Genomic DNA, 16625 nt, shown 5'->3' with positions numbered 1-16625 from the left:
TTTACATTTAATCAGTACAGTTTAATTATGAAGCGATACAGGTATGAAGCATTTGCCGCCGTGATCGAAAAAAATATCCGGGAAGGCGTTTATAAACCGGGGCAAAAACTCCCATCAGTAAGGATCTTAAAAGAAAAATACAAAACCAGTATCAGTACCATTCAAAATGGCTATGAGCATCTTATTTTCAAAGGGCTGGTAGACAGTATTCCAAAATCAGGTTACTATGTAAGTAATAACCCGGTGCATGCAGGAAAAATGAAGATAGTTCGGAAAGCGCCTGTGGTGCGGGATGCAGTGTTTCAAAATAACCTGGCACTCACCACATCGCTTAGTTCCGGCAGGAATACCTTATCGGAATTTAATGTAGCTGCACCGGGCGATCTTTTAGTGCCGCAAAAACTTTTATTGCGGACCATGCAACAGGTGATCCGGGAACACGGGGCAAGTCTTTTAAGGTACTATCCATCTAATGGTGCAGTGGCATTAAAAGATAACATCGTTAAGCGCGCCGCCGGTTACAATACTATTTTTAATGCAGGCGAATTGATCATAACAGATGGCGCCTTGCAGGCGTTGTATATTGCGCTGGCTGCTGTTTGCATACCAGGTGATGTAATTGCCGTGGAAAGCCCCTGCGTATTTTCAGCACTTGAAGTAATCAGGATGTTAAGATTAAAGGTGATAGAAATACCGACGGATCATCATACCGGATTTGATATTGATTATTTAAAAAGGGCCTGCGAAAAAACCAGTATTAAAGCCATATTAGTCACCCCCAATTTTCAAAATCCTACGGGCATTCTTCTTTCGGAAGATCAAAAGAAACAGTTACTGGGAATAGCAATGCATTACGGGATTCCCCTGATTGAGAATGATGTGTATGGAGATTTAAACTTCAGCGGGCAGCGGCCTTGTAATATCAAGGCATTTGATGATAGTGGGCTGGTGATGACCTATACATCCTATTCAAAAACTTTAGCACCGGGTATCCGTTTGGGCTGGCTCTCTCCCGGCAAATTTTTCCGGCAGGCGGAACAGATCAAATTTTCTCTGGGCAGCACGGTTTCTCCAGTATACCAGGAAACCGTCAACCGGCTACTGGATTCCAGCAGTTATGACCGGCACATAAGAGCGTTCAGGATGCAACTGGCTAAAAATGCTTACCATACCATTCATCTTTTGTCTGCTTATTTCCCCGCAGGCACCACTGTGATAACGCCGGACGGCGGTTACAATATCTGGGCGCAAATGCCTGAAAAGACAGATATGGAAAGCTTTTACCGTCACTGTGAAAAAGTCGGGGTAAGATTTACGCCCGGATATACTTTTACATTCTCCCATGCATTCAACAGGTCATTCCGGATTGTATTTGCTGATAAATACTCTCCTAAAAGAGAGAAAGCCATTAAACAGGCCGGGCAAAAGGCGCAATGACCGGGTATTCATCTGTACTGGTTAGTTTTTACTAAAGTGTATCTGTATCCTTATAAGATCCGGGGTACCTTTAGTATTAACAAAAGCAGCGGATAATGGATAGAAAAATCATAACGAAGTTCACGGTAGTAACAGAACAGGGTATTGAGGACTTGTCGTACCTCACTAAAACTTTAGCCCTCGAAAAATTTACAGGTATCCTCCCGGAAAATATTATAGCCTCCTATATAGCCGATAATTTTAGTAAAGAACGGTTGATCAATGATGTGAACAGCTTCTCCAATCAATGGCTGATTGTATATATTGATGAAGAGGCGGCAGGCTATGCCCGCATTACATCCCAGGGCAAGCGACCGGATGTCCTGGCGGGCAAAAGAGCGATCCGCATGGCTGATTTTGGCATCTTAAAAAAGCACTCAGCTACAGCAGGCACGCAATCACTCTTTGAGAAATGCCTGGTGGCAGGTAAAGCCTACGATGCCATATGGTTGAATGAATACAGCGGTCATCCCTTCCTCGCTTTTTTTGAGGAGCAGGGGTTCAACATCCAGGACCAGGTAGCGGAATCAGATGGGCTTCCGGTTCCCTCTGTGTATATGATAAGGATGGCGCAATAAAGGTATTACATTACCAGCGTTCCAGATCGCCGGATTGGCCATAGTAGCCGATATGGGAAGATATTTTCGCCTGATGATCCAAATTTCCTCCTAATTGCTCCTAATTTTGCAAGAATTAGGAGCAATTAGGAGGAATTAGCTGTTTTGCTCCTGATTTTCCCAATACCCCAAAAAAATATGATGATACAGCAGCCAATGGCTACTGCATCATCATATCATCCTTTATAACGTTAACGGTTATACGCCTTACTTTTTAGGCCAGGCAGTTTCCACGCCCTGTGCGCGGATGAATTGCTGAAAGTCCTGCAACAATTCCTGCTTTTCGCGTACCTGTTTAGGCGCTACATTTTTATTGCGTGCATAAGCGACCAGTAATCCTACTGCTTCGCCGATACTCCACTCTACCGGATGTAACCGGAAACACCCGTTGGTAATATGGGTGGTACCAATGTTCTTATTTGCCGGAAGCAGGTTTTCCATCCGTTGCGGCAATAAGGCGCCCAGTGGAATCTGAAACGGCAGCGACCCAAAATCAACATAATTGACACCGGTACTGCTTGGATGAAGATCGATATGATAGTACCCTACGCCAACGCTGTCATAAAATTCGGCCGCTGTATTGCCCTTTTCCTTCCCTGTTTTCAGGGCGCGGTTCTCTGCGCCTACATGCTCTTCCAGCACGGTAAATACCGCCTTAATACGCCTGGATTCACGGATATACGGATACTTGGCCAGGCCATCTTCTGTACCCATGATATCTTTACGCAGCCGGATACCCTGCCAGCCTTTGCCGCCATCAGGGCGCGGGGCTTCGGTTTGCAGCCAGTAAAGCAGGGAGAGACTCAACTGCTTAGCCCTTTCCACATGGTGTTCAAACATATCCTGGCTGGCCCCTATCAGGTTACCAAGCATGTAGTCATTCTGCGGCCAGTTCACGATGGTAATATCACCGGCGAAAGTGCCCTTCTCAAAATTTTCCTTGTTAATGATCCTGCGGTAGTTCCATAGGTTCAGCTTATCACCGGTTTTAATTCCTTCCGGATGAAAGCCGAGTTCTTTTGGTTGCAGCGTACGCGGATCAGAATAATGCAGATCCAGCAGCCTGCCCGACCATGCCGGTGTAAGCGCCGGTACATGATTGCGCCAGAAATCATATTCCTCTGGTTTATCGATCACATGATTCTCTCCGGGAACATAGTCTATGGCGAAGCACATCGTGAAAGCCTGGTTGTTTTCAGGATTCCCTTTTTCCGGTGCATGCAATTCTCCGGTCTGACTGCGTGATTCTGTACCCGTAACAAATTCAGTACCTGTTAAAGGAAGCAGGTCGCCCATTTCGGTGGCATCTGCAAAGTAGCTGCCTTTCAATATTTTTTCACGCTGATCACGGAGGTCCACCGCCTTCAGCGCCTGGACTTTGTTGCCGCTTACTTCAGCGCCCTTGATCCTGTGTTCAAGCAGGATTGTTAGTTTACCATTGCTGACAAACGGCGCCAGCATTTCATTCAATGCGGCCAGTGCAACCCTTGGTTCATGACAAAGTTTCGATACGCTGCCATCACCCGGATTCAGGTAAGGACGTTTCTTCGCGTCTTCCGTAAGTGGATAATTACGCACATAATATGCACGGATGCGGTCCCGCAACTCACGATAATGCGCGGGTGCACCATGCGTTTCTATCCAGGTATGTTCATCAGGCGGTACTCCCTGCTGGGTGAGCTGCCCACCTATCCAATCCGTTTCTTCGGTGAGTATTACCGACTGATTATTGTGCAGCGCAGCCAGGGCAGCGGCAACGCCGCCTAGTCCACCACCGGCTACAATCAGATCGGCGGTAAGCGTCTGCGTTTTCTTCTTACTCTTTTTCTTCTTCGTTTGCCCGTTCCCGGGAGCCGCCCATCCGATAGCCGGTTTGGTAACTACTGCACCACTGGTCAGTGCAAGCATACCTAGGAAATTTCTTCTTTTCATTACCTTAAATTAAGATTCATATGATGCAAAAGGCAGTGCACGGCCTGATAATGCCGGTGCACTGCTTTTTCTTCAAAATAATCAATCGCTTATATCTTCTCACAAAAAAATTACGCGCTGCTATCTTCTCACAAATCTATCACCCGTAATTTCCTTATTCCTACCATTCCGGATTCTGTGTTAATCCGGGATTAATATCCCTTTCTGCCTGCGGTACCGGTAACAGGGCCAGTTTCGGGAACCAGAAACGTGTTTCTCTTGTATAACGGAGATCCAGCTGACCTGTATAATCCGGAATACTATTCAGATCATGTATGGTAGATGTTTTATAGTTCGGCACAGGAGGCATATTGGTTTGGCTTTTGGAAATACCTACTACTTTTCCCGGCATCACTAGTTCTGCAATACCCCAACGACGGATATCAAACCAGCGGAAACCTTCTACGGCCAGTTCCACGGTACGTTCCCGACGGATCAATTTACGCAGTTCCTGCTGATTGTTTTCATTGACAGTAGCTACATCCGGTTGTCCTGCTCTCTGCCGCACCTTGTTGATAGCAGCGATCACCGTACCATCCAGTTCATTTAATTCGATCTTTGCTTCCGCATACGTCAGCAACACTTCTGCATAACGCATCAGGATAAAACTTACTCTTGACAGAAAAGCATTTTCATCTGTCATCGTGTATTTAGACCAGAGATAACCTACGCCACTTTTAGCGGGACCAAATGCATTATCAAAATCAGCATTGGATTTAACAGTCCAGCTACCATCTGCATTTTTGAAAGACGTTGTGTTTTTATAGATGTCGTACACGAATGTAACGAGGTTCATACTCACAGTATCACCAGGTAAGGCAACCGTGTATTTCAGGCGCAGGTCACGGTTTTCGCGTGGCTTCGCCGGATCATATAGTGCCGATTCATCGATCCGTTTTCCGTCTTTCGCCTCAAACATATCTACCAGTCGTTGTCCCGGGAAACGGCCTGACTGGCCGCCTGCTGCACGGGAGGCATTACCCAAAGGCAGGTTGGTACGTGAAGTTGCCAATGCATCCGTGTAAAGGATTTCGAGCATAATTTCATTGCCCGCATTAGGTTTCTGACCAGTCCTGGTAAACAGGTCCCCAAATTTCGGATTCAGGGAGAGTCCTGCATTATCTATAACAGATTTAGCTGCTGCTGCCGCAATATCGTAGTCTTTGTTATTGAGTGCAGTACGCGCTTTGAGCCCCATCGCTACGGATTTGCTCACACGGCCTCTTTCAAAAGGCATCCAGTTAAGTGATGCTGCCGCTTCATCCAGTTCATCATACACGAACTTTATGATGTCTGCTTTCGGTGCACGCACCTGGTTATAAAATTCAGTTGGCAGCAATGGCTTTGTAATCAGCGGAGCATCGCCAAACATAAAGGCGAGGTAGTGATATGCCCAGGCGCGCAAAACTCTTGCTTCCGCTTCCAGGCGATTGTAGGTAGCCGGCGCTACTTTATCCTTCGCTTTGGTCATCCCGTCCAGCAAAGTATTGGCGCGCTGAATGGTGATATAAGCCGATTTCCAGATATTGGCAGGATGTGCATCATAGGTATCAAACGTTCCTTCTCCCAGATCGTTTGCACGGAGGATGGCCAGATCGGTCCAGGCATCCGTTGCAGACTGATAAGGCACCAGGCCAAAGTCCCAGTTAATGGAAGTATATACCGCCGTAAGGGATACATTGATTTCCGTTTCATTATTCAGGAAGCTTCCGGTAGCAGGCGAGCTAAGCGGCACCCTGTCGAGGAATTTATTACATCCTGACATGGATACAAGCAAAAAGCAAAATCCTATTTTATAGATTATTTTCTTCATTACTTAAAAGTTTACATTAAGACCAACAGTGTAGGTTTTCATAATCGGGTAGAATTCACCAGCGGTATTTGTTTGTTCAACATCAAATCCCGGGAAGAATTTATCCCATGTAAACAGATTCTGTCCGCTTACATACAGTCTTACTGATTTAATTTTGGCCTTACTGGTTAAAGATTTTGGCAGGGTATATCCCAGTACAACGTTCTTCAAACGCGCGTAGGCGCCGGATTTCATCCAGAAGGAAGAAGCTACGTAGTTGTTGGTGATACTGTTGGCAGTCAGGCGCGGATAAGCAGCATCTGTATTTTCAGGAGACCAGGCATCACGTTGATGTTCGAAAATAGTTCCCTGGAAGCTCGCAGAATAAAATGGCTGCGCACCGGTGCCGGACATATAGTTATTACGTTTGCCTACACCCTGTAAAAATACATTGACATCAAATCCTTTGTACTGGCCACCGAGGCTCAGGCTATACTCATACCTGGGGAATGAGTTATCCAGCACCACGCGGTCGTAAGCATCTATCTTGCCATCAGGAGTACCGGCAGCACCACTTATATCACGGTATTGGATATCACCTGGTTTTGTGTTGGCAAAATGGAAAGGCGCCTTGTCAATTTCTTCCTGTGACTGGAACAAACCCATTGCTTCATAACCATAATAGGAATTCAATGCATATCCTTCCTTCGTGATCAGCGCACCACTGATGTATTCTTTTCCACCCAGGTTAGTAACTTCGTTTCTAACATCAGAGATATTAAACTGCACATTGTAAGAAAATTCATTTACCCTGTCTTTCCATCCCAGACCGAGTTCCCATCCGGTATTACGCATAGAACCAATGTTGATGAACGGTGCACCAAGTCCCACGTAGGTAGGTACCCCATCCAGTTGCAACATGTCTGTGATTTCACGTTTGAAATAATCAGCGGTCACACTCAGGCGGTTGTTTAAAGTATAGAAGTCAGCGCCTATATCAAGGATCTTAGATGTTTCCCATTTAATGAAAGGGTTAGCTGCGGTGCTGACTGCATAACCTGCATTGATGGCGTTATTGAAATAGTAATTATACGCACTGCCTGAGCTATACAAAGCATAGGTAGGGTAATAGCTGGACAGGTTCTGATTTCCCAATGAACCATAGGAAGCCCTGATCTTTGCATTGGTGATGATATTGCTGATCGGTTTCCAGAAATTTTCTTCGGAAATGCGCCATCCTGCAGACACAGAAGGGAACAGTTTCCACCAGTTTTCTTTTCTGAAACGGGAAGAAGCATCGAAACGGCCATTTACTTCCAGCAGGTATTTTTCTTTATAGTTATAGTTGATCCTGGAGTAAGCAGAAGCCATGGCATATTCGCTTTCAGAACCGGAAAGTGTTTGTCCCAAAGGATCTGCGGCATCCAGGTAAGGCAATGATTCGGAGATCAGGTTCTGACGATACGTATTTACAAAACTGGTATTAAAAAGCTCTGTAGAGAATCCACCCAGTACGGTGAATGCGTGATCGCCCATGTTCCAGTTGTAGCTGGCCTGGGTTCTGAATACGTTGCGTTTTGTTTGCGCGTTGTTGTCATAGATCGCGTTGAAGTTTGGCCAGGGGCGTGCAAAATCCAGTTTATTATTGGCTACATCAGCAGTATAGATCTGATATTGTCCTTGTAATTTTCTGCCGCGATCCACCAGGAAATTCGAGCTATAGCTTGCCAGGATTTCCATGCCTTTGATAGGCTTATAGGTAAGTGTTCCCGTGAGGATACGCGTATCAGAAATCAGCTTATCAAATCCGCCGTCTTTAGCTTGTGCAGCGGGGTTGGTGTTAGACCATCCTTCGCCCCATTCACCGGTATCATATTGACCCGGTGCTGTTGCAGGTAAGCCCAGCATATAACGGATAATTGACTGCGGGTTAGAGTTGCCCGGCCAGTTGCGTTCAGACCTGTTTACCACTACATCTACGGAAGCGCCCAGTTTACTCGTGAGGGCGATGTCTGTATTAAAGCGGAGGTCAATACGGTTAAAGTCTGTGTTGGCAGTCAGACCATTCTGACCCAGATAGCTACCGGAACCAAAAACTTTGATCTTGTCATTACCGGCAGATACATTGATGTTGTGGTTATGCATCAAACCATTGTTTACCAATACGAGATCTTTCCAGTTTGTATTGAACCTGGAAAAATTATCGGGTCCGAGTTTTTCATAATCTGCGATCTGTTGTGTGAAAGCAGGTGGCAGGCCACTGTTGACCTGTGCCACGTCCCACAGTTTCATGTGGTCGAGTGCACTTACTTTAACCGGCAGGTCGGTAGGTGTTTGTTTGGTGAGATAACCGTTGTAGCTAACGTTCACACCATTTGTTCCTCTTTTGGTTGTGATGAGGATAACACCATTTGCAGCGCGGGAACCATAGATGGCCGCAGCAGCAGCGTCTTTCAGTACAGAGATGCTCGCGATGTTGTTGGGATCGATTGCATCCATACTCATTTCAATATTATCTATCAATACCAGTGGATTTTGCCCGGCGTTGATAGAGCCGATACCGCGGATACGGATGGTACCACCATCGCCACCAGGTACGCCTGATTGCTGGGTAACCGTAACGCCTGGTGCAGCGCCTTGCAATGCCAGTGATGCAGAAGCAACGGATCTGTTGTTCATTGTTTTACCATCGATAACAGAAACAGCGCCGGTCAGGTTAATTTTCTTCTGTGTACCATAACCTATTACCACTACTTCGCCCATTTGTTTGTTGGATGATTGCAGGAACACATTTACTTCCTGCTGACTGCTGGCTTCTACTTCTTTTGAATCGTAGCCAACAAATGAGAAAACAAGTGTAGCCGTAGCCGTAGTACCTGAAAACTGGAAGTCACCCGAACCATTTGTGGTGGCACCTTTGGTGGTTCCTTTCATCACTACGTTTACACCAGGTAAAGGTGTGCCGTCCACATCTTTAACCTTTCCTTTAAATAAATGACCGCTTTGCCCAAAGGCATCTGGTTGTTGAAAAATGGCCAGGAGCAAAATAAGGATAATGCCCAATCGCCTGTGGAGTGTAATTTTCCCCATAGATAACAGAATTTGATTGATGAATGGTATGAGTATACGAAACCTGTGTGGTTACGCACAGGTTTCGCGGATATACAGATTTTATTGCACGGTACAGTTGTTACATTTTTATTCGCTGAACAGCTGTTTTATCACAGGTGCCATGTTTTCTTTAACGGTTGATTGTTTGGTGAGATCCCAGAAATTCTGTTGATCTGCTGTCAGCACTTGTGTGGCTACTATCCAGCTTTGTGTCCAGCCGGTAAGTGTGCCCCAGGCGCCCCAGCCAGCATCTGCATTGGATGCCCAGTATTCCCAGCGGTTGTATTCGAATGCCCTGAACCAGGCGCCGTCGAGATCTTTAAATTTATCGCTCTTCACTTGGATACGTGTCATGAAATCAGCGAGGCGGTTTACAGCGTTTTTGTATTGTTGATTACCGGTTGCCTGAGCAGCTTCGTTCAAACTAAAGAAAGCAAAGTTGCTGGTGTAGAGCATGTCAGCAATCTGATCACCATTTGTGAAGATGAGTGGTGCTTCATGCAGGCCATATTCTTTATTAGAAGCGGTGCGGCCAAATTTACCTTTACCGGCGCCGAGTTCTTCGCGGATAGCACCGGAAGCGTCCTGGTTCTCTAATATTTTCTGCACAATCACATCGAGCCATTGGCGATGTTCAGGCGTGTCTTCCACACGTACCAGCCAGGCCAGTGGCAGCACCATCCTGGCTCTTTCCTGCTGGATACCGTTGGTCCATTTCCATTTATCAGGATAGTCCTGCATGGTGATGCGTATAGCTGTTTTGGCTTTATCCAGCAAAGGCTGATAACCGGTTTTTTCGTATAGCCACAGGTAGAGTGCCCACATCCATGATTCAAAATGAGGAGCAGGATTTACCACATCTCTATCCCAATAATATTTCCAGCCATTCTTCTGAAGATCTTTGTCTTCGATGCGATCACTTCTGAAACCATTTTTACCGGTAGTACGGAAATTGGCGATGATACATTCTACAATCTGCTGGTTCCATTTGTCGGTGCCCAGGTAAGCGGAAGCGCCCAGCATACCGAGTATTGCGCGTGCATTGTCATCACCATAATACACATATGGATGGGTGTTTGACCAGCCGATAAGTCCATAGCTCGGACTTTTCAAATTATTCCTTTCACCGGCCCGCAGGTTGGAAACAGAGAAAACAAAATCGATGAGATTTTTTGCTCTGTCCTGATAGTCTGCATTGTTAAGGTATTTACCGGCAGCAGCTAATGCATAGGCAGCTTCGCCCTGTACATCTGCACGGAGCCAGTAGCGGTATTGTTGTTTGCCGTCGTAATAGATTTTAGAAGCATGGCCTTCGAGTAATCCGAGCAACCCGTTTCCGTTTGCATGACCCGGTGAAAGTGGTGCAGCAACGGGCATTGTGCCGTCTCCCTGGTATTTAATCCATTCATCTTTCCAGTCAGGATGAATATAGAAAGGTCCTTTTGAAAACCACTCTACGCCTTTCTGAATGCTGACAGCTTTCGCTGTTGTAGGCAGTACAGCATCTTTACTATACATAGGTACAACGTACGCCGGCCATGAGTGAAAACCGTCGATCTTTTTACCAGTCATCCATGTGAGGATATAGGACCAGATTGTTTTCCAGGCGTCATCCGGACCGTAACGGCCCGTAGCGAAATTGGTCATTTTGGTAGTAGCCAGCATCATGTTGCCTTGTGTAAAAAGCAGCGGATATTGTGGTACATCATCGATGCCATATTCGGCTTTGTCGAGTCCGGCCACTTTGGCCAGTATAATGAGTGGATCTTTTACTTTAACAGGTATGGCGTAGCAGTCATTGATACCCAGGATGCTCATGGGTTTGAGCCGATCACCAAATACGGTGCTGGTTACAACGCCGCGTTCCAGTTGTGTATGGAGGGTATCGCCGGTGAGGTCGAGTCCCGGAATGGCAGCAGGGTATTCGATATAAATTTTTAGTTTTTTACTTTGCGCCGTTTGTAGCAAAGCCGGGGAGATGTTTACCCTTGTAGCCGGGTAGCCATCTGCTACAATGATCAGTGCATCGCCTTTTGCGGCGGCTTTGACACCTTCTTCCGGTGTGTTGAATCGTTTCAGTGGAAGGTTTTCTTTTTCGAGAAGAAGGTATAAATCGTTAGTGGCGCTTCCGCAGAATATTAAGCGTATTTCTCCGGCTAAGGCGTTTTTCGCCAATGCCAGCAACATAAATAAAGAAGTGATGAATAGCTTTATTCTCATATGGCACATTTTAACTAACGCAGTGATTTTGGTTGTGGTATTTAGTAAATTATATTTCTAAATCAATCTTTATTTATAAATTAATTCTGCATTAAAGGCTAAATTATATAAATTATTTTAAAAAACAAGGTTTGTATTGTTTTAATATTTTAAACCACTGATATATGGAGAGATATTTATCTGTTGAGGATGATTTTTGCCGGGGTTTCAACAAAACACTATCTGCCCCGGAGGGGTGAAGCATCATTTTCACTATATATGGTATTATATCTATTTTCCGTTGAGGCGTTTTTTGAGCAACGCAGGATAGGTATCACCGGTTGTTGTACCTGCACCATCCATAAAAGCACCATAGGTAATGCTATCACCGAAACAAATCAGTTTATGTTTTTTGCGCAGGAGTCGATGTTTCTTCAGATAGTTATAGATCACCGTCGTCATAAACTGGTATCCTTCTTTAGTGGGATGAACACCATCCTCTTTTCCCATATTGGCTGCATTTACAATCAGGGAATGAGCGCCCCTACCGGGTTCTCCACGGTCTTTAAAGATGCGGTTAAGATCTATAAAACCAAGATGTTGTTCTGCTGCAATATTCTTCACTATCGTTGTAACTGAATCCAGCTTGCTATTAGGGTCCTGCTGGAAAAGCGCCCGCTCATGCCGTTGGAAAAGATACCCGGAATCAACCGGCAAAGGACTCATTAGTACTAAGGCTATTCCTTTATCTTTTATACTTTTTATCAACGCACGGTAATTATTATCAAACTGCTGATAACTGACAAACTTATGCGAGTTGATCATATCATTTGCACCCACCAGTAATATCACCAGATCAGGCTGTTCGTTTAACACATCTGCGCTTACCCGCTTCATCAGATCATTGGTATTATTACCCGCTATACCCTTATTGAGTACGGTATAGGGCCGGTTTTCCACAATAGCCCTATGACTGGAACAGGCAGCAAAAAAGATACATAGCAATAATAAAATACCGATTTTCATGGAGGCAAGATAATACATGAATCATTTAAATGTACTTCTTCATGCAATCATGATTTCAAGCGTTTCATTCGCCTGTATCGTTAATTTCTTCGCAAGTGAAATATATATTTTGTTACCTGCTGTTTTAAAACGCAAAGGCCGGTTGGTACCATTTAATTTTACCATCACCTTTACTGTCTGTTGCCCACCCATCCGCTCAAAAGCCATTTCTTTCACACGCAATGAACCATATACAGGCTTTATGGCGTGTTGTTGACCATGCTCCTCTTTCCACTGGCTATACGTGCCCCAGCCTTCCGCAGCAGTGAATGCCGCTTTAAATTTTTCCGGCTGTATCCGCGGGGCAAATGCGATGTAACCTTTGGGGCCATGGTATTCAAATCCGCAGGCATTGATAAAGGTACCATAGGAAGCCATTGCACGGGCATAATGATCACTGCATTCAATTTCATTAAAAGGATTTCTTTTAGCAGGATGATAGCGGTCGTGGATAACACGTGTAAGCACCAGGCTTTCATCCACCATTCCTTCGGCCATCAGGTGCGCTGCTACCTGGTGTTCAAAACCACTCATACACTCGTGGAAATAACCGAGTTGCCAGGTTGTACGATCACCATAAGGCGCCGGCTCATTATGCGGATTGGTGTTCATGATCATTCCGCCTTCTCCCGCCAATGCATAGGGGCGTCCTCCTGTATGCGTTTTAATATAAGGCCCTACATCCATCGTGAAATTATACTTCCACAATGCTTTTAAAGCAGTTACTGTTTTTTCTTTATCAAGGACCCTCGGCAGACCTACCTGGAAAGCCCAGCTTTGTCCCAACACCTGATCAATATGACAAGTATTATAGGCCCCCAGCTTCGCTCTTCCCAAAACGGCGTCAGGCCGGTGAATAAAATATTCTCCGTTAAAGAGCATTGTTTCCATGTTCCTGCGGCCCTTTTCCACATAGGTGGCGCAGGTACCAGCAAAGGCATGATCACCCGCTTCTGTTGCCATTGCCTGTGCCGCACCGGCTGCGGCGATACAGAGTCCGGCAATCCAAGCAATTTCTCCTTCCCAAACGGCGTCGAGTGTATTTTGCATCGGGGTATCTGTGAGGCCGTCGCCGTTACTGTCCTGTGCCAGCATAAACCCGATGGCCTTTTTCATCTTCGGCCAGTTGGTGCGGAGAAAGGTATCATCCTTACTCATCTGATGCTCCCGGTAAAAGCGGAGGATCGTGCCGGCCTGCCCATCGATGGCTGGCCGTTTTTCAGTTTCACCCCTGAAAAGAATAGCACCGCTATCTTCCTTAAACCCGGTACCCAGATCTACCCGCGCCCGGAGGTCACGCTCCAGTTCCGGAAAGATACGCGCTACACTTTGCGCATAATGCCATACATGCGTACACGTACCCCGGCACGCGCCTACACCCTCCCATCCCCAGAAACGACCATCCGAAAAACGATACGTATTGGCAGTAGCAAGGGTGCCTATATTTATAAAGGTGCGTTGCAGGAACCAATCCGGCAACGTACCACCATACCAGGTTTGCTGCCACAGATCCGTTGTGGTTGTGAGCTTATTAAAATCAGCCGCAAGATATTTACTCACCGCCAACGCATCTTTAAACTTTGCCGCATAATAATAACCGTCCTTTGCATCTGCCACCAGCTCTTTTAGTTTGGGATGCAGCTGATTAAAATACCAGGTGACAGAGAAATCAGCTTTCAATGCCTGCCCGGCGGCAATGCGTTCTGCTACAACGATACCACCCACTAATTTATCCGGCGCATCCTGCGTGGCAACAGCAGTTGATACTTCCTCAAAACAGGCCGTTGTTACAGGCCATGGCTGTAGTGAAGTATTGGCTTTACCTCCGGCGCCATGGAGTGTTAAGCACATGTTTCCACTATCCGTAGCCGTTAACGATGCAGCGTCTTGTGTGTCGTAATCAAAAAATAAGCTGGTCCTGCCGGCAGCTGTATCCACCTGGTTACGCCGCTTTCCTTTTCCGGTTTTGGCAGTAAGCTTATTAGCGCCGTTTTCCAACCATCCCAACAAGGAAATATCCATGGCGGCATCGGAAGTATTCTTTACTTCGAGGCGCAGTATAGTAGCCGGCAGTGAAGAGTTATCCGCATCCAGCGGAATGAAAGGCGCATAAGCTTTCAACTGCACCGTTACCGGGAAATCTTTACTGCTGTAGGTGACCAACGCCGTTGGATAAGCAGGTTCAAAACTTATCTCGTCCCAGTGTTCCTCATTCAGTTCCTTGATCCATGTTGTGCCGTCCCGGATAATTTGGATAGCGAAGCCCTGATCCAGTATCCGCCTGTTATCCGCAATAGCCGGTTCTATATAGGCCGAGCCATCACGTGAACGTATTTTCCGCATCGTGTTACCATCGTTCCAGTTGACCGTTTTTGGATCGATACCTTCATGCGTGGGTTCCATTGTTTCATTATAGATCTGCCAAAGCCATAAGCGGCCATCACCACCCAAATAAACGGTACCTGCATGGAGTCCACCTACGGGCATACCTATATATTTTAATTCATTCCGGCTCTTCAGCCAGGAAGTAGTATTACCTTGCTCATAAAGTGATTTCAGCCACGCGGTATCAATGCCTTTGTTGAAAGGAATATTATGTACGGGCATACCAGGAGCCCATGGACTCCTGGCCCATAAAGGGAAACGAATGGCTACCACACCGGCTGCCAGCAAACTTGCATTTCTCAGAAAACTTCTTCTCGGTATTTGGTTATTCATAATATCGCGTGAAAAATCAGGGTGACCATAAAAATATATGGTGCAATCAATATACAAAATATCTGATTATCTGTTTGTAATATAAACGGATAAAAATGTAATGACGGGCTATTTTATACAATGATTATCTTTATACTTGTGTTACATTCTATTTATCAATCAGGATATTATGAAGTACAGTGCAGAACATGATACCTTCTCAAAAATAATTACCCATTTAATTATTATCATCGGGTTATTGATGCTCATGGCATTCAGCACTGCTATACCGGGCGCCAAAGCCCCCGGCAGTATAGCTATCCTGGTATTATTCATCGCTATATTTATTACCTGGGGATTCAGTCCAAGATACTATCAGATCACACATGATGGCATCCTTATCAGACGTCCTTTTTCAAATATCTTCCTGCCCTTTGAAGACATGAAAGCGGCCGACATTATCGACAATACCACCCTCAGGGGAAGCATCCGGCTATTTGGCTCCGGTGGCCTGTTTGGTTATTTAGGCATCTACAAATCCGCTTACATGGGCAACTACCAGATGTGGTGTACCAACAGGTCATCGCTCGTACTGATCGTATGTAATTACAAAAAGATCATTATCAGTCCATCAGATAATCTTGCATTTATGATTGAATTAAATGATAAAAGAAGCAGACAAAAAAAAACAGCAAGTATTATTAAACAGTCACGCTAGCTTTTACCATGTATCACTTGCGCCTGGCTGCCGGCAAGGCTTCGCCAACAATAAAATGCCAGGTAACTCTCCCACCCCACGAATTGCTGAAAGAAAAGCGTCATAGCCGCCTGCTCCTTTTTATCCCGGATGATGCCATGTTTTATCAATGCATTTAACAAACCTGCATCACCATAAGGGATACCCGAAGGTTCCCGCAAACTTTTCATTAAAACATAATTGGCCGTCCAGATACCAATGCCTTTGATACGGATCAGCGCCTGTTGTCTCGCACTGAAATCAGGTAAATTTCTGATCATTTCTTTACTGAGTGTCCCATTTGAAAAAGCCTTCGCCACCGTGACCAGGTATTCCACCTTGCGTGCAGAAAACTGCATTGCCCGCAAATCCTCCATGGTAGCTAATTGCAGCACTGTACTATCCGGGAATATATAATGAACCGTATCACCATAAATGACTTTAGTGCCATACTTCTCCGCCAATCTTCTTTTTATCTTATAAGCAAAAACAAGATTGATCTGTTGCCCGATGATACACCAGCAGATTGCTTCAAATAAATCAGGGATACCTATCAGCCGTAGTCCCGCGAAATCTTTTGCCATATAAGACAATCGTTTATCCTGCCGCAATAATTTATAGAACGGCTTTATGTCACGGTCCATATCGAACCATTCTGCTATGTAGCACCGGATAGCTGCTTTAATAGCCACTGTCACCGGGCCTTCCAGGATCGTTACTATTAAATGCGCGCTATCAGCATCAATACGGAATAAAACAGGTTGCTGATCTATGATCAATGCTTTCTCTATATACGTATCATTTACCCGATGCAAACAATCGTCATAATTTCTGTTTAAGAACCACAGGCATTCTCTGAAATTAAAAGAAGGATCAAACGGTATCCGGATCAAATTTTTATCCATCCCGCAAAATTAATTGCCTGGTACTCTTATCCAACCCGGTTCTTGCGATAATGTGC

Annotated in this window: 10 protein-coding genes; 3 read left to right on the top strand and 7 right to left on the bottom strand. The window is 45.4% G+C overall.

Annotated elements, in window-relative coordinates; translation table 11 throughout:
* The first annotated feature begins 27 nt into the window (after positions 1 to 27).
* The gene (locus tag ABQ275_RS04455) at positions 28 to 1437 is read left to right on the top strand and encodes a PLP-dependent aminotransferase family protein (protein WP_349317071.1); all 1410 of its coding nucleotides are present in this window, start codon (positions 28 to 30) and stop codon (positions 1435 to 1437) included.
* Between the two features lie 95 nt (positions 1438 to 1532).
* Positions 1533 to 2054 (top strand): N-acetyltransferase, encoded by a 522-nt coding sequence (locus ABQ275_RS04450; protein ID WP_349317070.1) that lies wholly within the window; start codon positions 1533 to 1535, stop codon positions 2052 to 2054.
* A 246-nt stretch (positions 2055 to 2300) separates the two neighbouring features.
* Here the strand turns inward: ABQ275_RS04450 and ABQ275_RS04445 are convergent, their stop codons facing one another.
* The 6 genes from ABQ275_RS04445 to ABQ275_RS04420 all read right to left on the bottom strand — a co-directional run bounded on the left by ABQ275_RS04445 (position 2301) and on the right by ABQ275_RS04420 (position 14949).
* Positions 2301 to 4025, bottom strand: a complete 1725-nt coding sequence (locus ABQ275_RS04445; protein ID WP_349317069.1) for an FAD-dependent oxidoreductase — start codon at positions 4023 to 4025, stop codon at positions 2301 to 2303.
* 160 nt (positions 4026 to 4185) lie between these two features.
* A complete protein-coding gene (locus ABQ275_RS04440; protein ID WP_349317068.1) occupies positions 4186 to 5877 on the bottom strand; it encodes a RagB/SusD family nutrient uptake outer membrane protein in 1692 nt (563 codons plus the stop codon).
* A gap of 3 nt (positions 5878 to 5880) precedes the next feature.
* Positions 5881 to 8946, bottom strand: a complete 3066-nt coding sequence (locus ABQ275_RS04435) for a TonB-dependent receptor (RefSeq protein WP_349317067.1) — start codon at positions 8944 to 8946, stop codon at positions 5881 to 5883.
* Positions 8947 to 9054: 108 nt separating this feature from the next.
* Positions 9055 to 11187, bottom strand: coding sequence for a hypothetical protein (locus tag ABQ275_RS04430; protein ID WP_349317066.1), 2133 nt, complete (start codon positions 11185 to 11187; stop codon positions 9055 to 9057).
* 270 nt (positions 11188 to 11457) lie between these two features.
* Positions 11458 to 12192 (bottom strand): GDSL-type esterase/lipase family protein, encoded by a 735-nt coding sequence (locus tag ABQ275_RS04425; RefSeq protein ID WP_349317065.1) that lies wholly within the window; start codon positions 12190 to 12192, stop codon positions 11458 to 11460.
* A 39-nt stretch (positions 12193 to 12231) separates the two neighbouring features.
* Entirely contained in the window at positions 12232 to 14949 is a 2718-nt protein-coding gene (locus ABQ275_RS04420; RefSeq protein ID WP_349317064.1) for a GH116 family glycosyl hydrolase, read from the bottom strand.
* Positions 14950 to 15118: 169 nt separating this feature from the next.
* On the opposite strand from ABQ275_RS04420, the gene ABQ275_RS04415 reads away from it, so the two are divergent.
* Positions 15119 to 15646: a PH domain-containing protein gene (locus tag ABQ275_RS04415; RefSeq protein ID WP_349317063.1), complete on the top strand. Its 528-nt coding sequence runs from the start codon at positions 15119 to 15121 to the stop codon at positions 15644 to 15646.
* Here the strand turns inward: ABQ275_RS04415 and ABQ275_RS04410 are convergent.
* Complete coding sequence (locus tag ABQ275_RS04410) at positions 15643 to 16569, bottom strand: DNA glycosylase (RefSeq protein ID WP_349317062.1); 927 nt, start codon at positions 16567 to 16569, stop codon at positions 15643 to 15645. The two genes, ABQ275_RS04415 and ABQ275_RS04410, sit on opposite strands and share 4 nt — an antisense overlap.
* Positions 16570 to 16625: the final 56 nt, after the last annotated feature.

It is taken from the genome of Chitinophaga sp. MM2321 (assembly GCF_964033635.1).
Taxonomy (GTDB): domain Bacteria; phylum Bacteroidota; class Bacteroidia; order Chitinophagales; family Chitinophagaceae; genus Chitinophaga.
This window is presented reverse-complemented; position numbering and strand designations above follow the sequence as displayed.

Coding starts and splice junctions, on each gene's coding strand:
- ABQ275_RS04455 (WP_349317071.1), top strand. CDS start 28: ATGAAGCGATACAGGTATGAAGCATTTGCCGCCGTGATCGAAAAAAAT.
- ABQ275_RS04450 (WP_349317070.1), top strand. CDS start 1,533: ATGGATAGAAAAATCATAACGAAGTTCACGGTAGTAACAGAACAGGGT.
- ABQ275_RS04420 (WP_349317064.1), bottom strand. CDS start 14,949: ATGAATAACCAAATACCGAGAAGAAGTTTTCTGAGAAATGCAAGTTTG.
- ABQ275_RS04435 (WP_349317067.1), bottom strand. CDS start 8,946: ATGGGGAAAATTACACTCCACAGGCGATTGGGCATTATCCTTATTTTG.
- ABQ275_RS04445 (WP_349317069.1), bottom strand. CDS start 4,025: ATGAAAAGAAGAAATTTCCTAGGTATGCTTGCACTGACCAGTGGTGCA.
- ABQ275_RS04440 (WP_349317068.1), bottom strand. CDS start 5,877: ATGAAGAAAATAATCTATAAAATAGGATTTTGCTTTTTGCTTGTATCC.
- ABQ275_RS04425 (WP_349317065.1), bottom strand. CDS start 12,192: ATGAAAATCGGTATTTTATTATTGCTATGTATCTTTTTTGCTGCCTGT.
- ABQ275_RS04410 (WP_349317062.1), bottom strand. CDS start 16,569: ATGGATAAAAATTTGATCCGGATACCGTTTGATCCTTCTTTTAATTTC.
- ABQ275_RS04430 (WP_349317066.1), bottom strand. CDS start 11,187: ATGAGAATAAAGCTATTCATCACTTCTTTATTTATGTTGCTGGCATTG.
- ABQ275_RS04415 (WP_349317063.1), top strand. CDS start 15,119: ATGAAGTACAGTGCAGAACATGATACCTTCTCAAAAATAATTACCCAT.